We start from the raw sequence: 17,566 nt of genomic DNA on the forward strand, positions 1-17,566 counted from the left end.
GATTCCGCACGGCCCGGTCAGCGCACCAGCTGGTAACCGGACTCCTGGTGCTCGGCCGCATCAATGCCAGCGACCTCCGTGGAGCCATCGACTCTCCAGCCGATGAGCTTGTCCACCACCAGGGCAATCACCCAGGTGACGGTGGCCGAGAAAACCACCACCACCAGACAGGTCACTAGCTGGGAGACCAGCAGCGCCGGCCCGCCACCGTAGATCAGGCCAGCCGGCTCCTCCAGCCCCGGCAGCGCGACGAATCCCAGGGCCAGGGTGCCGACCAGGCCGGCCACCAGGTGCACCCCGACGACGTCCAACGAGTCGTCATAGCCCAGCTTCCACTTCAAGTTCACCGCCCAGGCCGCGGCCATCCCGGCCACCAGACCCAGCAGCAGCGCCGCCCACGGCGCCACGTTGGCGCAGGCCGGGGTGATGGCGACCAGTCCGGCCACAAGGCCGGAGGCCACTCCCACCGAGGTGGGACGCTGGCCGCGCAGTTTCTCCACCAGGATCCACCCGAGCACCGCGGCACCGGGAGCAATGAGGGTATTGACCCAGATCAGTCCGGCCTGCTCCACGGTGGTCGCAGCGCCTGCGTTGAAGCCGAACCATCCGAACCAGAGCAGAGCCGCTCCTAGCATCACCAGCGGCGTGTTGTGCGGCTGCGGGCGGTCATGAAAATTGTGCCGCGGCCCAAGCTTCAGGGCCAACACCAGGCCGCCACACCGGCGTTCGTGTGGATCACCGCCCCGCCGGCGAAATCAATGGCCTCACCAAAGCGCTGGCCCAGCCATCCGTCGGCATCCAGCAATCCCCCGCCCCACACCCAGAAGGCGACCGGCGCGTAGACCAGGGAGACCCAGACCGGGACAAACAGCAGCCAGGCCCTGAATCGGCTGCGGTCGGCAATCGCCCCGGAAATGATGGCCACGGCGATCATCGCAAATGCGCCGGCAAAGCCGACGGGCAACAGATCTGCCATGTCGGTGCCCAGCAGGCAAAATCGTTCAGCGGCACGCCGAGGAGGCCACCTAACATCGGCTCGCCGGACGCCAGCGAGTAGCCCCACAGTACCCAGACCACCGCTGTCATGGCCGCGGCCGTGAAGCTCATCAACATCATGTTCACGACCCCGGTGGCCCGGGTCATCCCACCGTAAAACAGACCCAGTGCCGGGGTCATCAATACCACCAGGCTTGCGGCCATCAGCGTCCACAACTCGGCTGTCGAAATCTCCATCGCCTTCACCATCACCTTCGCAAAAGTGTCTCTTTGCTTGACTGCAAGGGGCGGTACACGTCCTTGGGCATCCCCACGAACTTAATCTTGCTGGAAAGTTGTTTCGGCGGTGCGCTGGTCTGCGTTTCGGTTTGATGACAAAAATGGTCGGCCTGTAACGGCTGCGGGTCACGGCGGTTACGGGGATGTTTCTCCCAGAAAGAACGATGGCGGTCGGAACACATAAGTGTTCCCCGACCGCCGCACGTTGGTAGCCGTTAGAGTTGTTCGAACCTCACAATGCCGGTTTTAGGAACGCCGCCGGCGCAATAGGCCACTTTGGGTAGAGAACTCACGCAGATTTTCACTGTCCAGGAAACCACCGAGCTCCACTGTCCCGTCCGGATGGATTCTCACATCCACCCGGTTTGGCGCCCAGACCGGGTCGTAGTCTTCGTAGCGGGCGCTGAGGTGGATGAAACGCTGATTGGCTGAACCGATCAGCGCGCGTTCCGTCTCCGGTTCATCCTCCCTGTAGGGACCGTCCACCAGCAGATCCGTGGCGGCGATCAGTCGCGCCGCGTCGGGATCCCGGTTCTGAAGGGACTCCATGGTGTAACCGGTGAAGGTGAGCACTCCCAGCCCCGCTGCCTGGGCTGCCTCAGCCAGGTCCGCTCCGGCGGCCGCCTGGTCAAAGGGTTCCCCTCCAATCAGAGTGATGCCCTCAACCTCATGCTGTTGGGCCTCGGCAATAATGTCACCGACTTCCCGCAGTGTTCCTCCGCGTTCGGTGAACAGGTGCGGTTGATGCAGCCCTTACAGCGAATGGAACACCCCTGCACCCAGATGGCGCTGCGCAGGTGCGGGCCTTCGGCACGGGTGGCATGCAGGACCCGGGCCACCCTCAGTGCACCGGGCATTACAGGTCCAGGGTCCGAGAGCCGCGCCGGTTACTGCGCGTGGGGTTGCCGGAGAATTCCAGCCTGGAGCGCAACGGGAGCAGCACGTGCGGCGCCACCCCGCTGGATTCCAGCAGTTCCTCAAAACTGTTGAATGAGCCGATGCGTTTGCGTGCCGAAAGAATGGAATCAATGTCGCACGGCCGTAGGCTCAGCGCCCGCAGTTGCGCGGGCCGTGCCTGGTTGACCTCCACGTTGCCCGTGTACTCCTCCCGAACGGGGAGTTGACGTTCGGCAGTGATGTCAGAGGAAGTTGTCAAGCCCCGGCCTGGGAGAAGCCAGACATTGTGCCTGTGCCGCTGCCTTCCCGGGGGACGAGGTGTTGGTTGTGGTCCACCATTGCTGGTCCTGTTGCTGTCCCAGCAGCGGTTCCTGGGTCCGCTGGCGCTGCGGCTGCCCGTAGCGGGAGCGTACCTCCGCCGGCACCATCGGAGAAGTCTCAATCAGAAAACGCAACCAGCGCGGGTTCAGTGCCAGGGCGACAATCGTGGATCCGAACCAGTTGACGAGCATCAGGACGACCACCAGGTTATAGAACACGGAGGATCCGGTGATGGTCTTACTGCCGCTGTCCGGCATCATCGCAAAGGTGAAAATGGTCATGGCCAGCGCTACGGCGCCAATGATGAGCCACCGCCAGTTGCGCATCCGCACACCGCGGTAGAAGAAGACGACGCAGGAACCAGCCCCACTGTCAGGGCCGGCCAGAGCACTCCTACACTGCTCAGCAGCGCCCACATCAACTGCCGGAACGAAACGTTCATGTCTGTCCCCGCTGATCCTTGACGGTATTCTGCACCGGCAGGTGCTGTTCCTGCACGACGGCGCGGTAGTAGTCTCCCGTCAATCGGGAGTCGAGCACCCGTGCGTCGGGGACCAACGCTTCGATGGTGGCCAGCTCATCCAGGCAAGCGGCCCCGGTAATGTCGCTGGTTTCGGCGGAAATCATGCCGTCCGCGCCAATGGTCACGATGAATTTCTTTGACATCTATGCCTCCTCGAACACCAGCTGGACGCTTCCGTCCACCGCGCGCTGCTCCATGAGGCGCATTCCCATGGTGCGTGCCTGGGCCTGGACTTTCTCCACGTTCCTGCGTTGCAGGATCTGACCAACCGCCGAGTGCAGCTGTTGCACTAGTGCGCCGGTGGCTTCCTGCTCGTTTCTAATCTGTGCGAGGTAACGGTCTGACTCGCGGACGAAGACCGCTTCCCCGGCCTGAGTCTGCGCGGTGACGAGCTCACCTTGCACCTGGTGCTCGGTGATCCCTAGTGCGTCCAGCCCCTCAATGAGCAGCTGCTGGTCCTGAATCCGGGTGGACTCAAAAGCCTGCTCGTACTGCCTGTTTTTCGCATTATGTAGTTCCTGCGCGGCCCTGACCGCCATGATCCCGGCGGGGATCAGGAAAACTTCCAAACTCATCGGTGCTCCCCCTAGAAATCGATTCGGCGTCCGCCACGCCAACTGGTCACGTCCGCGCTCCCGGAGGTGCTGGCCGGAAATTCTTCCTCGTCCTCGGCTGCGGTGGCTGCCACCGCGCGCTGGCTGGCCCAGTCACGCACCGCCCGGATCTGTTCGGCTTGCATGGTGGCCAGCGGGACCGTGTTGCTGATTGCCCGCAGCAAGTCCGCCTCGCGCAGTGGTTGGCGTTCATGGTACGCATCGAAGCACGCGCTGACGACGCCTTCGGCGATTTCGGCGCCCGAGAAACCGTTGCTGGCCTGGGCCAGGCGCTCCATGAGTGACGGGTCTTCGGCTGAGACTTCTCCTGCGGCCTCGGGCGCGCTAGCGAGCCGGTGTTCGAGCTGAATCCGCCAGATTTCCTCACGCTCGGCATAGGTGGGCAGGTCAACGAAGAAAATCTCGTCGAACCGCCCCTTGCGCAGCAGCTCGGGTGGCAGGGCGTTGATCTTGTTGGCGGTGGCCACCACGAAGACCGGAGCCTGCTTCTCCTGCAGCCAGGTCAGGAACGTGCCGAAAACTCGTTGGCTGGTTCCGGAGTCTCCCCACTGTTGCTGCCAAAGCCCTTTTCAATCTCATCGATCCACAGGATCGATGGGGCAACCGCCTCGGCCAGCCTCAGGGTGTCGCGCATGTTCTGCTCGCTGGAGCCAACGAGACCCGAGAAGACCTTGCCGATGTCCATGCGCAGCAGGGGCAGACCCCACAGCGAGGCCATGCATTTGGCCGTCAAGGACTTGCCACAGCCAGGCACCCCGGTGATCAATACGCCCTTGGGGGCAGGAATGCCCCAGCCAGCGGCGCTGGGAAGCCAGGACCCGTTGCGCTTGCGCAGCCAGGTTTTCAAGTTCTGAAGACCGCCGATGTCATCGATGTCCTCGCTGACGGTCACGAATTCGAGCAGGCCGGACTTCCTGATGGTCTGGCGCTTTTCCTCCAGCACCAGTGCGATATCGCCGGGTTCCAGCCGCGCATCATTGGCGATGGCTCGGGCAAAGGCGTTCTCCGCCTCGCCCAGTGTGAGCCCCTGCGCCGCCTGCAGCAGTCGGTCACGGTCCTCGGCGGTGAGCTCGACGCTGATCTGTGCGGAGTTGGCTTGGATAATGTCATCGAGGATAGCGGCGATTTCCTCACGGTTCGGCAACGGAAGTTCCAGGACCGTGACTTCCTTTTGCAGATCCACCGGCAGGGTCATGCCCGGGGACACGAGAATCATGGTGTGGGCCACGGCGCCACTGCGGAAGGACCGTGCCGCATCCAGCACCGCACGCACCACATTCGGATCCACCTGGGAACCGGCTCCGGAAGCCGAGATGAAGTGGTGCAGGTCGTAGAACACGAAGACCGTGGGCTCTTGGTATTTCGCAGCCTCATTGATGGCCGCGACCGGGTCGGTGGGTTTGCCCTGCTCACCCCACCGGTGCAGCCCGGAACTCAGTGTGTAGCTGATTACCTGGCGATCGCGTTTAAGCTTCGGGTTGGTTGCGATGTTCTCCACCGCGCGACAACCCGCGCCTCTTCGAAGGTCTCGACGTACAGCAACGGATTCCTAGCCCGGATTAGCTCGATCAGCGAGTTTTCGAATTCGGTAATTCCCACGTAACGTCTCCCGGCGACTTTCCTCGGATCCTTCTCAGCTCGGACTCCTCTAGGGCATCCAAACATACAGGAGACCGATTCTATCCATTCTCCTGAGAGTCTCCACTTCCCACTGGGTGTTGCATGATTCTTGAGGGTGGGGCACGTCACCTGGCTGGCAGTCCCCCACCTACGGAGAGGTTCTTGTTACCTCCACATCCTGTTATCGACGACAGTCTCCCTTAGGCGGTTTTCCAAGGGGTCAGTGAGAGTTTGGGCGAAAGTCTCGCTCAAGTGGGAATGGTCAAAGTACGCCATGACCCCTCCAATCACTGAATGGCAGGTGTCCTTGGAACAGAAGTAGTCATTCATGTTGACAACGGAAATCCGAGGATTCGCCAGTTGTTGCACGGCATCTGCCTGCGGGTCCATGGGAACCCAGGTATCCGCCGGCGCGCTGCACTCTTGCACCGCGTCCTCGTTGTTCGAGACGCAGTCCGGAACGTTGTCCAACGTCTCTCCCGGCCACGGGGTGTCACGCAGGACCACGACGCGGCTTCCGGACGATTCCCACTGTTGGAGGACCTGTCCATAGGCTTCTGTTGCCGGGTTTTCGCTCTCCTCCAGGGAGTGGCCCATGATGGGCGCGGACATCCGATTGGAGGAAATGATCAAGTCATAGTCGCCGTTGGTGATTTCCTCGATTGCCCAGTCCCCGTATTCGTCACAGCCAGCTGCCTGTTCCTTGGAATCAAACTCCTGCTCTTCACCCAACACCGCACACGCACTGGCCAAGTAGGTATCAATGGACCAATCATTGTGTTCGGCAATCGGGTCCAGCGCGGGTATCCAGTGGCCCGCATGAGAATTTCCGACGAGCGCAACCTTGATCTGCCCGTCTTCTTCCCCATAGTGGCACACCGTGCGATCCGAAAATTCTGAACTACTGCTCGCAAAACAATCATCCTCGTATACCGGCGGCCGGTCTTCCTCTGCCACTAACGGCTGGGGGCCAGAACCTCATAGCCTTCAGAGGGGTCTGCACAGTCGGGATCCTTCATGGCCGAAGCCCGAAGCAGTCAATGCTGACCTCGGATTTCACCCGCTCAATTCCGGCGTCCACGTCCTTGGCGCCCTGCATCATTTGGTGGCTTGTGAGCTGGAAACCACCCACAATCAAGGCCAGCACGAGCGACCCGGTGACCAGGAATCGGGGTGCGGACAACTGCGGTACTCGTTCCATGAGCCGGCGGAATCTGGTCTCCACCAGTCTTTGTGTCAGCACGGCCAAGAGCACGGTGATCACCAGTGCCATGATCTTTTCGGCTGCGAAGAAGTCATCCAGGACAAAGGGAGCCAAGATTAGGATTGGCCAATGCCACAGTAGATGGCATACGAGTTATCCCCGGTGAAGCGCATGATGGGTAGACCGAGCAGCCGGTCCGGTGAGAAGCGGTGCTTTGAATGCGCGGCGATGACCAGCGCGGTACCGACCACGGGAATGGCAGCAGCCACTCCGGGGAACGGTGTTTTGCCGTCGAAGGTCAGGACGGCTCCGGCGACGGCAAGCAGCCCTACCCAGGCCATCACAGCAGAAAACCCGGTCCGGCTTTCGGCATAGAAGCGGGGGCCAAGTGCTGCCACCAGCGCTCCCACCGCAAACTCCCACATTCGAGTGAAGGTGGAGAAATAGGCGACACCGGCATTCTGCTCGGTCAGGTATACCGAGTAGCCCAGTGAACACACCAACAGGGTGCCGACACCGCCGAGAACTGCAGCGCGGGGTTTGATGCCTGCATGCAGCGCCCCGAACACCAGCAGACCAATCATGATCGGCCAGATGAAGTAGAACTGTTCCTCGACGGACAGGGACCAGAAATGCTGGAACGGGCTCTCGGCCTCACCTTCGGCCATATAGTCCACGCTCGTTCCGGCGAGGTACCAGTCTGGAAATAGAAGGTGGAGGCCAACCCCTGCAGGCCCCAGTCCCGCCAGACGGTGGCAGGTGCCACAGCCCAGACCGCGAGAATGCTTGAGAGGATCACCAAGAACGAGGCAGGCAGCAGCCGGCGAACCCGCCGCATCCAGAATTTGCCAACGTCTTTCGCCGTGCGGGGCGGCTTGCTGATCAAATGCGCGGTGATCAGAAAACCGGAGATCACAAAGAAAACGTCCACGCCCACGAAACCCCCGGTGAGCCGGTGCGGCCAAAAGTGGTAGAGCACCACGACGCCGACCGCCAGGGCACGCAACCCCTGAATGTCTCCCCGAAAATTGGATCGGGGTTTGATCGGTGGTGCAGGCAGACTAGTGCTCAGCTGCTGGCTCACAGACAGTGGTCCTTCGTGTTGGTGACACAGACGCGCATTGACCCGCAGAAAAGCCGGTCAATGCCTTTGGATAGCCGGAATTCCAACGATCCTGCGCATAGTTTTTACCGGACTTCTCTGGGAAAAGGCTTGGGTAACTGTCACACAACGTCGCACAGGCAGCACTACTTCCCCGGATTCTCAGGCTCCCTCCATGCATCCGGATGCGACACGCCGAAGTAGCGTTGAGCCGCTGGCGCCTAGCTTCTGTCCCGTTTCCGCCGAGTTGGAGTCCCTCTCAGCGTGTTTCGTGTTGCTCACGGTCATTTAAATGATTCAGCACCCCGGCAACTGCCGAGGTGCTGAAATTACGTGGCTACCCTTCGAGCAGGGCGTCCACGAACTCTTCGGGATCAAACGGGGCAAGGTCATCCGGACCTTCGCCGAGCCCCACCAGCTTGACCGGTACTCCCAACTGCCGCTGGATGGCCACGACGATGCCACCCTTGGCGGTACCGTCCAGCTTGGTCAACACGATGCCGGAGACGTTGACGACCTCCGAGAACACCTTGGCCTGTGACAGTCCGTTCTGGCCGGTGGTTGCGTCCAGCACGAGCAGGACCTCATCCACGGTGGCCTTCTTTTCCACCACGCGTTTGATCTTGCCCAGTTCGTCCATCAGACCGACCTTGTTCTGCAGTCGTCCTGCGGTGTCGATCATGACGATGTCCACCTGCTGGTCTATGCCCGCGGCAACGGCTTCGTACGCCACCGAGGCCGGATCAGCGCCATCGATTTCGGAGCGGACGGTGGGAACGCCAACCCGGTCACCCCAGGTCGCCAGCTGCTCTGCCGCGGCGGCGCGGAAGGTATCTGCCGCTCCCAGCAGTACGTCCTTGTCCTCGGCGACCAGGACACGGGCCATCTTCCCGATGGTGGTCGTCTTGCCAACGCCGTTGACACCCACCACCATCAGGATGCTCGGGCGGTCCGGATGCGGCTCCGGAAGGTAGTTGCGGTCCATGGTGGGGTCCACCAGCTTCAGCAGTTCCTCGCGCAACATTGCCTTGACTCGAGCCGGGTCCTTGCTGCCTTCGATCTTGACCCGTTCACGCAATGCGTCAACGAGTTCGAGGGTCGGTTCGGTTCCCAGGTCTGCCATGAGCAGGTTTTCTTCGATCTCGTCCCAGACGTCATCATCGATGTTGTCCTGGCTGAGAAGGGCCAACAGACCCTTGGAGAAAACGTTGTTCGACTTTGTCAGTCGGGCACGCAGACGGGCCAGACGGCCCTGCACCGGGGCCGGAACCTCCAGCTGGAGCGCCGGATCTTCTTCAACCGTCGGTGCCGTTGCGCCAGTAGCTGGAGCCTCGGGGGCCAGCGTGTCGGTGTCCGGCCGTTCCTCGGTGAGGGTCCCGGTACCGGCCGGCGGATCATTAGCGTCGCGTTCGCTGGTGTAGGGGGTCTTGGGTTTGCGGCCCTTGGAAACCAACGCGATGGTTCCAATGCCGACGATCGCTATGACTGCGATCACGATGATTATGGTCAAAAGCTGATCAGTCACGTTTAGAATCATCTCACAGACTATGATGTTGGCTGGCAGTTCAATCCGTTAACACTCCCCTGACAAGGAAGCTGGTTAGCCCGCGCTGCCCGGTACGGATTCAGCGGGCAAAGCACATATGCCCAAGATTGCTCCACGCACCGAACGCCTGCGGGTTCCCCGCGAGATCACCATTCTACTGATTGCCGCGTTCATCATTGCCCTCGGTTTCGGCTTGATTGCCCCCATCCTTCCGCAGTACGCGGTGAGCTTTGATGTGGGCGCAGCAGCCGCCAGCATCATTGTCAGCATCTTTGCGTTTGCGCGGCTGATTTTCGCGCCCGTGGCCGGAGTGCTGACCGCCAAGCTGGGCGAACCGAAAATCTATGTGACCGGAGTGTCGCTGGTAGCCGTGTCCACATTGCTCTGTGCCGCGGTCCAGGACTACACACAGCTATTGGTTGCCCGTGGGCTTGGCGGTTTTGGTTCCACCATGTTCACGATCTCGGCCATGGCGCTCATCGCCCGTTTGGCGCCGGACGGATCACGCGGCCGGATTTCAGGGATGTACGCCGGCGCGTTCCTGCTGGGCAATGTCATGGGACCAGTCTTCGGCAGCCTGCTGGCCCCCTTTGGAATGCGCCTGCCCTTCCTCATCTATGGTGTGGCGCTGTTGATCGCCGCAGCCGTGGTGTATGTTGCCCTGGCACGCAAACCGGTGCAGGAAAAACTTGAAGACAACGAAGTGGCCGAGCCGAGCGCGCCCGTACCGGTGCTGACCACCCGTGAAGCACTGCGCTCCCCCACCTTCCGCGCGGCGATGGCCTCCGGTTTCAGCTACGGTTGGTTGGCCTTCGGCATCCGCACCTCAATGATCCCCCTCTTTGCCCTGGCGGTCTTCGGTGAGGGAACCGGCCAACGCGTGGCGGGTATCTCCCTGGCCATTTTCGCCGTGGGCAATGGTGTCGCCCTGACGTTCTCCGGAAAGCTGACGGACGCGATTGGACGCAAGAAGCCTGTTCTTCTTGGTATGGCCATTCTGCTCTCCTCCATCGTGCTGATGGGTTACTTTACTTCCTTGCCGGCATTCATCATCTTTTCCATCCTCGCCGGCTTCGGTGGCGGCATCCTGGGTCCAGCCCAGCAGGCAGCCGTAGCGGATGTCATTGGGGCTGGGCGTAACGGTGGCAAGGCGTTGGCAGGATTCCAAATGGCCACCGACTTGGGTGCGATCATCGGACCGCTTATCGCCGGGCTTATGGCAGACCACATTAACTACCAGGTGGCGTTGAGCGCTTCAGGCGCGGTATGTCTAGTGGGTGTCGTGGCATGGTTGTTCACTCCGGCTACCGTCCCCGCCGTGCGGCAGCCGTCCGGGAATGAAGAGCACGAACACTAGATACGTTGATGATCCATCTTCTGACTGATCACCGTGGTGACGCCGTCTCCACGCATGGTCACGCCATAGAGTGCGTCCGCCACTTCCATGGTCTTCTTCTGATGGGTGATCACGATGAGCTGCGAGGACTCGCGCAGCTCTTCGAAGATGGTGATCAACGTCCCAGGTTGACGTCATCCAGCGCTGCTTCAACTTCGTCCATTACGTAGAACGGGGACGGCCGGGCCTTGAAGATGGCGACAAGCAACGCCACTGCGGTGAGGGAGCGCTCGCCACCGGAAAGGAGTGAGAGTCGCTTGATTTTCTTGCCGGCAGGGCGGGCTTCGACTTCAATACCAGTGGTTAGCATATTGTCGGGGTCGGTCAAGACAAGCTGTCCCTCGCCGCCCGGGAACAGTCGGTCAAAAATTCTCTTGAATTGGGCTGCAGTGTCGTTGTATGCCTCTGTGAACACTCGTTCAACATGGTCGTCAACGTCTTGAATGATTTGTTCTAGGTCTGCTCGGGATTTCTTCAAGTCCTCAAGTTGTCCGGAGAGGAACTTGTGCCGCTCCTCCAACGCAGCGAACTCCTCCAGGGCCAGGGGGTTGACCTTGCCCAGTGCGCCCAGATCGCGTTCGGCCTTCTTCAGCCGCTTTTCCTGATCCACGCGGTCAAAGGGTTTGGTTCCCACAGGATTGCCTTCCTCGTCAACGCTCTGACGCAGTTCGGCCCATTTGTCTTCCGGATCGAACGCTTCGGGAATCAGCTGATCAGGACCGTAGTTCTCGATCAAGTGTTCCGGGGTGTATCCCAGTTCCTCTAGCGCGCGGTTTTCAACGTTCTCAATGCGCATCCGCAGTTCGGCGCGCGCCATTTCATCACGGTGCGCGGCATCCGACAAGCGCGTAAATTCCGCTGAAAGTTTCTCAACCTCGGCGCGCTGGTCGGTGAGCAGCTCCTCGATCTTGTTCTTGTGTTCCTGCAGCTCACGGCGCTCACTGTCGGCCATCTGGACAGAGACGTCAACGAACTGCAGAATTCGGGTCGCTGCGGCTTCCACCTGAGCGGCATTTACTGCCTGGGCGCGGCGTTCTTGGGCCCGCCGTGCAGCTACTTCGCGATGGGTCCGTTCGGCTGCTGCCGTGCGTTTGAGTCCTTCAATGCGGGACCGCAGGGCCGTGACGCGCTCTTCGCTGCTGCGCAACGCCAGGCGGGCTTCCAGTTCCTGTTGGCGTGCGGCAGCGGCCGCATCCGCCAAGGCAGCCCGCGACGCATCATCAACGGATTCGTCTTCGTGATCTTCGGACGCCATCTCCATGCGCTCGGTGATCTCTTCGAGCGATTCCTGCTCGATGCTCAGCTTTTCCTCCGCCGCGACAATTCTTGTGCGTACGGCCTGACGCTGTGCCTCGGCATTGCGCAGCTTCTCCCCTAACTCGGCCAGATAACTGGTGAGCTCGGTAATGCCCGCGTCGGAATCCCGCAGGGCAGCGAGCGCTTCATCGTGAGCGCTTTCAGAGGCGTGAAGGGCCGGTTCCCGCTCGGCGAGTTCACGTTCCAGACGCTGCAGTTCTGAACTTGTTTGGCTCAGTTCCGTTTGGGTGGATTCGATAAGTGCCTGCTGGGCAATTAGGGAAGCACCTGCGCTGTTGCCCACGGAGCTACGTGCCGCGGATACGTTGAGTCCGTCAAAAGTGGTGAAGCAAGCATCCGCATGTTGGAGTGCCATTTCACGGGCGGTGTGCAAGTCCTCGACCACGTAGTGGTTGGCGAGCAGCCGGTCCAGTAGCGAGGCGATTTCCGGACGGCTGGTCACGACCTCGCGGGCAGTGATGAGCCCGTCGATGCTGGGCACTACTGATGCACCGTTTACCGATACATGGATCAACGAGACGTTGGCCTCTTGTTGATCGGAGAGTTCCTCGATCAAGTCCAAAGCACCGGTGACGTCAGAGGCAACGAGTGCTTCGGAGCTATCCCGAAGGATGGCTGAGATGGCCTTTTCATAGCCATCGGCTGCGGAGATCAGTTCCCCTAGCCGTCCCAGCAAGAGCTCGCCGTGTGCTTCGAGGAGCTCTGCGGATGAATCGTCCTGGGCGTTCAGCTTCAGCGCTTCGAGGCGCGAGGTGAGCCCCGAAGCCCGAACGGATAGTTCACGCTCCCGCTCCGAGGCCACGCGTTGCGCATGCTGTAGGGCATGGAGCTGCCCCGCGGCGTCCTCATACGCACTGTTCAGTTCCTCTTCGGCCTCCTGCGTTCCACGAGTTCCTGGGACAAGGATCCAAAAGATTGGCGGTCGGCGGCAAGGTTTGCGTCAAACGACTGATCACTGTCCTTGAGCCGGACGATTTCTGCGATGGTGACATCCACCCGGCTTCGTGCGGAGGCTACCTGGGAAGCTAAACGTGCCATGCCTTCGCGGCGGTCTGCCGCGGCGCGCAGCAGGGAGGCCATTCGCTGTTGTTCAGCGCGTGCGGCTTCTTCGGCGGTTTCCTTTGCCTCGACGGCTTCAGCGAGGATCTCATGACGGTCCTCAACTGCTTCTTCCAGTTCGGCGAGTTCTTCACCCAGCCGCTCGGCCTGGGCGTCCAAACGGTCGGGGTCCCGGTTGCTGTCGAAGTGCGTTTGGTTTGATGCCAGCAGTGAGGAGCGTTCTCGCGCTAACGCGGCCATGGACCGGTAGCGCTCCTGCAGGGTTGTGAGGCTAACCCAGGTTTCCTGAATTCTGGCAAGACGCGGGGTGGCCTGCGATAGCTTCGCCTCGAGATTCCCCACATACTTGCGTGCGTGCTCCAACTGGGAACTGGTCTCCCGCTGCGCAGCCTGGATTTTAGCTTCGTCGTTGATGTCCTGGGCCAACTTGTTGTTCAGCGTCACCAGGTCATCAGCAAGCAGGCGTGCCTTGGCATCGCGCACCTCCAGTTGAACGCTTTGGGCACGACGGGCGATTTTGGCCTGGCGTCCCAACGGCGCCAATTGTCGGCGTACTTCCGCACTCAGGTCTTCCAGGCGGTCCAGGTTTCCCTGCATGGCCTGGAGCTTGCGCAAGGTCTTTTCCTTACGCCGGCGGTGCTTGAGCACGCCGGCGGCTTCTTCAATGAAACCGCGCCGGTCTTCGGCAGTGGCGTGCAGGATTCTGTCGAGCTGCCCCTGGCCTACAATGACGTGCATTTCGCGACCGAGCCCGGAATCGGACAAGAGTTCCTGAATATCCAATAGGCGGCAAGAGTTTCCATTGATCGCGTATTCTGAACCCCCGGACCGGAACAACGTGCGTGAGATCGTGACTTCGGCATAGTCGATGGGCAACTGGCCATCGGTGTTGTCTATGGTCAGGGAAACGTGGGCACGACCCAAAGGTGGACGTCCGGAGGTGCCGGCAAAAATGACATCCTCCATCTTGCCACCACGCAGCGTTTTGGCTCCCTGTTCCCCCATCACCCACGCTAGCGCGTCCACCACGTTGGACTTGCCGGACCCATTGGGGCCAACCACCGCAGTGACACCCGGTTCAAACTCAAAGGTCGTCGCCGAGGCAAAAGACTTGAACCCGCGTACGGTAAGTGTCTTTAGATGCACGGTGGAGGATTCCTGAGTTCTGTGTTGGGGTTATAGGCTGGTGCTGGCTCGTCAAGAACCACGAGAGGCTTGGTGAGGCAATTCTATCGAAGCCCACCCCGCAACCAGGGGAAGCGGCGCGTAGGACTGCATGAAAGTAAGCGAAGAGATTGGAATCCAAGTGAGCGTTCTGTCGCAGATTGAGCAATGGCCTGCCGACAATGCTGTCAGCACCGTGATCGATGGTTCCGGGCAGGTGCTTGATTCTGTCGGTGACCCAAACCGTAAGTACCGCTGGCCTCGGTGACCAAGTTGCTGAGCGCCTATGCCTTCCTGCTTGCCCTGGAAGAAGAAGCCATCAGTCTGGACAACCCTGCGGGCCCCGAAGGCTCCACGGTGCATCACCTGCTGGCCCACACGTCCGGCTATGACTTCGACAGTGAAACCATCCGCTTCAAGCCGGGCAGCCGCCGTGGCTACTCGAATACCGGGTTCGAGGTACTGGCTGAGCACCTGCAGCGTTCCAGCGGCATCGCCTTTACGGAATACATTTCAGAAGCGCTGTTCCTCCCATTGGGAATGAACGACACCACGTTGGATGGCAGCAGCGCCAAGGATGGGATCTCTACCGCCGCAGATCTGTCCCGATTCGCGGCGGAATTGCTCACCCCCACCCTGCTGGCATCAGAAACGTTGAAGAACGCCACCTCAGTTCATTTCCCGGACAGGATCGGCATCTTGCCCGGCTATGGACGCAAGAACCCAATGATTGGGGACTTGGCTTTGAGATCCGCGGAACCAAGAATCCGCATTGGACCGGCAAGGATCATCCGGCGACGACCTTTGGCCACTTCGGCCAATCCGGAACTTTTCTCTGGGTTGACCCTGAGCACCGGCTGGCCTGTGTCACGCTGACTGATAAGGCTTTCGGCCCCTGGGCTGCCGAGAGGTGGAGCGATTACAACAACGGAGTATTGCAGGAATTCTCGCGCTGAATCGGCAGGATGTCTAACGACGGCGGGGGCGGGGCTGGCAGACAGGGCAGGTGAATGAGGAACGACCCATAAAGGCGTCGCGACGAATCAATGAAGTACGACTATTGCTCGCACAGCGAGCACATTCTCTGCCCTCCCGGCCGTAGGCGTTGAGCGAGCGGTCAAAGTATCCGCTGGCTCCATTCACATTGACGTACAGCGAATCGAAGCTCGTGCCCCCGGCGTCCAGTGCACGAAGCATTACGTCCCGCAGAGCGGCATCCAGCCGTTCAACTTCTGCCCGTCGAATTGTCGCCGTATTCCGGAGCCCTGAGAAACCAGCTTGCCAAAGTGCCTCATCCGCATAGATGTTCCCCACACCCGCGATCACTGTTTGATCGAGGATGGCTCGCTTGACTTGAGTGGTCCGCCGGCGTAGGGCAGCGTAAAGGGACTCGGTGGTCCGGAACGGATCCAGTACGTCTCGGGCAATATGAGAGGCCGCTGCTGGGATGAGGTCGAGGTCGCTCCCCTGGCCGCCGACTCCCCCATCGGAAGTGCTGACAAGAGGCGAGAGGAACATACCGCCAAAGATCCGCTGGTCAATGAAGCGCAGCTCCCCTGGTTCTTCGCCGCGGGGACTCAGCGATAGACGCACCTTCAAATGTCTTTCATCCGGCGCTTCAGGTTCCTCTATCAGCAGCTGTCCGCTCATTCCCAGATGCGCCACGAGCGCAGCGGCGTCGCCAGCCCAGTCAGGTTCATCCAGAGGAACTTGCCCCGTCGAACTACTGCATCAACACGGCATCCCTGAAGACTTGCTACGAAGTCTTCGGCACCGTCCAGGTGCCGTCGCACGGAGCGTGGATCTAGGACTTCCACCCTCTCGAAATTGCGACCGCGGACCCAGGTTTCAAGTCCGCGGCGAACTACTTCGACTTCCGGCTGTTCAGGCATAGCGAAGTGGCGATCCTTAGAGCTGCGGCAAGGCCTGATTGGGGTGCATTAGCTTCCAACTAGCCCTGGCGGCTTCCTGTTCCGCTTCCTTCTTGGAAGGCCCTTGCCCCTGGCCCAACTCGCGCTCGCCAATCCACAAAGTGGCGGTGTAGCTGCGGGCGTGGTCCGGGCCGGTTCCCGTGACCTCATAGAGCACGTCCGAGTTTACCGCCAGCAGCTTCTTCCTGGATGACCGTCTTCCAGTCAGTGGCAGCTCCGAGCAGTTCGCCATCCTCAAGCATCGGAGCCACCAAGCGCAGGATGAGCTCCTTGGCTCTTTCCATCCCATGGTTGATGTACACGGCGCCGAAAATGGCTTCCATGGTATCTGCCAGGATTGAGGCCTTGTTCGCCCCGTTGGACTGCTTCTCACCACGACCCAGGTAAATGTGCTGGCCCAGCGCGAGTTGCCGGCCAACCGTAGCCAACGCCCGAGTGCTGACGACAGCTGCGCGGCGCTTCGCGAGGTCCCCTTCCGGCAAATGCGGCTGGGATTCGTAGAGGTATTCGGCGATGCTGAAGCCCAAAATGGAGTCGCCCAGGAACTCTAGACGCTCATTGGTGGGGATCCCGCCGTTTTCATAGGCGTAGGAACGATGGGTTAAAGCAAGACGAAGCGTCTCGGGGTCAATAGTGACCCCGAGACGCTTCAGAAGTTCTTCTTCAGAAGACATATTTAGACGTCTGCGACCTTGCGACCCTTGTACTCAAGGAACAGCTCGGTACCGGCCGAGTCGGTCACGACCTTGGCCTGGTGCGGCAGGCTGTAGGTGACGCGACCGTTTTCAACGGTCTTCACCAGGTTCGGTGCGGTAGCCTTCCACTGAGAACGGCGGGCACGAGTATTCGCACGGGACATCTTCCGCTTTGGAACAGCCACGACTACTTCTCTTCTCTCTCGTCTGACGTTTTACTTTGTGTCGCATCTTCTGCAACTATGTCGGCCAGCTGCGCAAGCGCTGCCCAACGAGGATCAAGGACCTCATGGTGATGCTCAGGATCCTCGTTAAGGTTCTTGCCACATTCGCTGCAAAGCCCTAAACAATCTTCCCGGCATACCGGCTGGAACGGCAGGGCGGTCACCACTGCGTTCCGCAATACCGGGTCAAGGTCGATGAGATCATCGACAACCCAGTACTGGTCTACTTCATCGTCTTGCTCGATTTCGGCATTCTCTTCATAGTAGAAGAGCTCCTGGATATCAGCATCATAATCATACTCGATGGGTGTCAGGCACCGGCCGCATTCACCGGCGATTTCCACGGTGGCTACACCAGAAACCAGAACACCCTCATGTACGGATTCGAGCCGCAGGTCCAAGGAAACCTCAGATCCTTCACGAACACCAATGAGTGCGACGCCCACTTCAGCGGGCGCGGGTACATGCTCAACGATCGTTGTCATTGCTCCGGGCGCCCGTCCAAGCTCCTTGGTTGAAATAACCAGAGGCGAGCTGCGATCGGGCTCACCGTGCGGCGACCGATCAGAACGCTTTTCGCTGATGATAACTCCTATTGAACATAGACCGACATTTAACCCTAGCGCGATCTTTAGCGCTAGACAAGTTCAGTGATGCACGTCAACTTCGACTACTAGG

At 60.4% G+C, this 17,566-nt stretch carries 20 protein-coding genes and 5 pseudogenes; 3 read left to right on the forward strand and 22 right to left on the reverse strand.

Going from position 1 to position 17,566, the window contains the following annotated elements; all coding sequences use genetic code 11:
* Window positions 1-17 precede the first annotated feature (17 nt).
* From JCM19049_RS21835 to ftsY, 15 genes and pseudogenes are all read right to left on the reverse strand, one after another.
* Window positions 18-976 (reverse strand): annotated as a pseudogene (locus JCM19049_RS21835) (ammonium transporter).
* Window positions 931-1,245 carry a hypothetical protein gene (locus JCM19049_RS21845; protein WP_306420589.1) on the reverse strand — a complete coding sequence of 105 codons (315 nt, stop codon included), beginning with the start codon at window positions 1,243-1,245 and terminating at the stop codon, window positions 931-933. Before JCM19049_RS21845 ends, JCM19049_RS21835 begins: the two are co-directional and overlap by 46 nt.
* Window positions 1,246-1,521: 276 nt before the next feature.
* The gene (locus tag JCM19049_RS00135; RefSeq protein ID WP_374700188.1) at window positions 1,522-2,010 is read right to left on the reverse strand and encodes a 4Fe-4S cluster-binding domain-containing protein; all 489 of its coding nucleotides are present in this window, start codon (window positions 2,008-2,010) and stop codon (window positions 1,522-1,524) included.
* A complete protein-coding gene (locus JCM19049_RS22905) occupies window positions 1,923-2,132 on the reverse strand; it encodes a 4Fe-4S cluster-binding domain-containing protein (RefSeq protein WP_374700185.1) in 210 nt (69 codons plus the stop codon). The genes JCM19049_RS00135 and JCM19049_RS22905 overlap by 88 nt, the downstream gene beginning before the upstream one ends.
* Window positions 2,132-2,365: a hypothetical protein gene (locus JCM19049_RS00140; RefSeq protein WP_054820399.1), complete on the reverse strand. Its 234-nt coding sequence runs from the start codon at window positions 2,363-2,365 to the stop codon at window positions 2,132-2,134. Before JCM19049_RS00140 ends, JCM19049_RS22905 begins: the two co-directional genes overlap by 1 nt.
* 49 nt (window positions 2,366-2,414) lie before the next feature.
* Entirely contained in the window at window positions 2,415-2,819 is a 405-nt protein-coding gene (locus JCM19049_RS00145) for a hypothetical protein (RefSeq protein WP_054820400.1), read from the reverse strand.
* A gap of 112 nt (window positions 2,820-2,931) precedes the next feature.
* On the reverse strand, window positions 2,932-3,159 hold the full coding sequence (locus tag JCM19049_RS00150) for a DUF2997 domain-containing protein (protein ID WP_054820401.1): 228 nt from the start codon (window positions 3,157-3,159) through the stop codon (window positions 2,932-2,934).
* Window positions 3,160-3,591 (reverse strand): hypothetical protein, encoded by a 432-nt coding sequence (locus JCM19049_RS00155; RefSeq protein WP_054820402.1) that lies wholly within the window; start codon window positions 3,589-3,591, stop codon window positions 3,160-3,162.
* 11 nt (window positions 3,592-3,602) lie between these two features.
* Window positions 3,603-4,100 carry a hypothetical protein gene (locus JCM19049_RS17435; RefSeq protein ID WP_374700190.1) on the reverse strand — a complete coding sequence of 166 codons (498 nt, stop codon included), beginning with the start codon at window positions 4,098-4,100 and terminating at the stop codon, window positions 3,603-3,605.
* Window positions 4,077-4,846: pseudogene (locus JCM19049_RS17440) on the reverse strand (AAA family ATPase); the annotation flags it as partial. The gene JCM19049_RS17435 and the pseudogene JCM19049_RS17440, both read right to left, overlap by 24 nt.
* Before the next feature lie 569 nt (window positions 4,847-5,415).
* A complete protein-coding gene (locus JCM19049_RS00165) occupies window positions 5,416-6,207 on the reverse strand; it encodes an SGNH hydrolase domain-containing protein (RefSeq protein WP_279402079.1) in 792 nt (263 codons plus the stop codon).
* A gap of 58 nt (window positions 6,208-6,265) precedes the next feature.
* On the reverse strand, window positions 6,266-6,568 hold the full coding sequence (locus JCM19049_RS00170) for a hypothetical protein (RefSeq protein ID WP_054820404.1): 303 nt from the start codon (window positions 6,566-6,568) through the stop codon (window positions 6,266-6,268).
* Between the two features lie 2 nt (window positions 6,569-6,570).
* Entirely contained in the window at window positions 6,571-7,122 is a 552-nt protein-coding gene (locus JCM19049_RS00175) for an acyltransferase (protein WP_054820405.1), read from the reverse strand.
* Window positions 7,035-7,538, reverse strand: a complete 504-nt coding sequence (locus JCM19049_RS22910; protein WP_374700186.1) for an acyltransferase family protein — start codon at window positions 7,536-7,538, stop codon at window positions 7,035-7,037. Before JCM19049_RS22910 ends, JCM19049_RS00175 begins: the two co-directional genes overlap by 88 nt.
* 355 nt (window positions 7,539-7,893) lie before the next feature.
* Window positions 7,894-9,081, reverse strand: a complete 1,188-nt coding sequence (ftsY, locus tag JCM19049_RS00180) for a signal recognition particle-docking protein FtsY (protein WP_054820406.1) — start codon at window positions 9,079-9,081, stop codon at window positions 7,894-7,896.
* Between the two features lie 118 nt (window positions 9,082-9,199).
* Here ftsY and JCM19049_RS00185 point away from each other — a divergent pair, with 118 nt between their 5' ends.
* A complete protein-coding gene (locus JCM19049_RS00185) occupies window positions 9,200-10,459 on the forward strand; it encodes an MFS transporter (protein WP_054820407.1) in 1,260 nt (419 codons plus the stop codon).
* Here the strand turns inward: JCM19049_RS00185 and JCM19049_RS21850 are convergent.
* Genes JCM19049_RS21850 through JCM19049_RS21860 form a run of 3 tightly spaced genes read right to left on the reverse strand, consistent with a single transcriptional unit; the run spans window position 10,456 to window position 14,020 of the window.
* Window positions 10,456-10,617: a hypothetical protein gene (locus tag JCM19049_RS21850; RefSeq protein ID WP_306420590.1), complete on the reverse strand. Its 162-nt coding sequence runs from the start codon at window positions 10,615-10,617 to the stop codon at window positions 10,456-10,458. The two genes, JCM19049_RS00185 and JCM19049_RS21850, sit on opposite strands and share 4 nt — an antisense overlap.
* Window positions 10,614-12,617, reverse strand: a complete 2,004-nt coding sequence (locus JCM19049_RS21855) for a hypothetical protein (protein WP_306420591.1) — start codon at window positions 12,615-12,617, stop codon at window positions 10,614-10,616. Before JCM19049_RS21855 ends, JCM19049_RS21850 begins: the two co-directional genes overlap by 4 nt.
* Before the next feature lie 56 nt (window positions 12,618-12,673).
* Complete coding sequence (locus JCM19049_RS21860) at window positions 12,674-14,020, reverse strand: chromosome segregation SMC family protein (protein ID WP_306420592.1); 1,347 nt, start codon at window positions 14,018-14,020, stop codon at window positions 12,674-12,676.
* A gap of 282 nt (window positions 14,021-14,302) precedes the next feature.
* On the opposite strand from JCM19049_RS21860, the pseudogene JCM19049_RS21865 reads away from it, so the two are divergent.
* Window positions 14,303-14,617 (forward strand): annotated as a pseudogene (locus JCM19049_RS21865) (serine hydrolase domain-containing protein); the annotation flags it as partial.
* Window positions 14,618-14,682: 65 nt separating this feature from the next.
* A complete protein-coding gene (locus tag JCM19049_RS21870) occupies window positions 14,683-14,994 on the forward strand; it encodes a serine hydrolase (RefSeq protein ID WP_374700189.1) in 312 nt (103 codons plus the stop codon).
* A 13-nt stretch (window positions 14,995-15,007) separates the two neighbouring features.
* On the opposite strand, the pseudogene mutM reads toward JCM19049_RS21870, so the two are convergent.
* From mutM to JCM19049_RS00215, 4 genes and pseudogenes are all read right to left on the reverse strand, one after another.
* Window positions 15,008-15,930: pseudogene (gene mutM / locus JCM19049_RS00200) on the reverse strand (bifunctional DNA-formamidopyrimidine glycosylase/DNA-(apurinic or apyrimidinic site) lyase).
* A 16-nt stretch (window positions 15,931-15,946) separates the two neighbouring features.
* Window positions 15,947-16,643: pseudogene (gene rnc, locus JCM19049_RS00205) on the reverse strand (ribonuclease III).
* Window positions 16,644-16,645: 2 nt separating this feature from the next.
* The gene (rpmF, locus tag JCM19049_RS00210; RefSeq protein WP_013348816.1) at window positions 16,646-16,849 is read right to left on the reverse strand and encodes a 50S ribosomal protein L32; all 204 of its coding nucleotides are present in this window, start codon (window positions 16,847-16,849) and stop codon (window positions 16,646-16,648) included.
* A 2-nt stretch (window positions 16,850-16,851) separates the two neighbouring features.
* The gene (locus JCM19049_RS00215) at window positions 16,852-17,415 is read right to left on the reverse strand and encodes a DUF177 domain-containing protein (protein ID WP_054820408.1); all 564 of its coding nucleotides are present in this window, start codon (window positions 17,413-17,415) and stop codon (window positions 16,852-16,854) included.
* Window positions 17,416-17,566: the final 151 nt, after the last annotated feature.

This window comes from Arthrobacter sp. JCM 19049 (assembly GCF_001310435.1).

Bases quoted from the DNA above. Each gene is read 5' to 3' on its own strand.
- JCM19049_RS21845 (WP_306420589.1), bottom strand. From the start codon at position 1,245: ATGGTGAAGGCGATGGAGATTTCGACAGCCGAGTTGTGGACGCTGATG.
- JCM19049_RS22905 (WP_374700185.1), bottom strand. From the start codon at position 2,132: ATGCCCGGTGCACTGAGGGTGGCCCGGGTCCTGCATGCCACCCGTGCC.
- JCM19049_RS00145 (WP_054820400.1), bottom strand. From the start codon at position 2,819: ATGCGCAACTGGCGGTGGCTCATCATTGGCGCCGTAGCGCTGGCCATG.
- JCM19049_RS00150 (WP_054820401.1), bottom strand. From the start codon at position 3,159: ATGTCAAAGAAATTCATCGTGACCATTGGCGCGGACGGCATGATTTCC.
- JCM19049_RS00155 (WP_054820402.1), bottom strand. From the start codon at position 3,591: ATGAGTTTGGAAGTTTTCCTGATCCCCGCCGGGATCATGGCGGTCAGG.
- JCM19049_RS00175 (WP_054820405.1), bottom strand. From the start codon at position 7,122: ATGGCCGAAGGTGAGGCCGAGAGCCCGTTCCAGCATTTCTGGTCCCTG.
- JCM19049_RS00185 (WP_054820407.1), top strand. From the start codon at position 9,200: ATGCCCAAGATTGCTCCACGCACCGAACGCCTGCGGGTTCCCCGCGAG.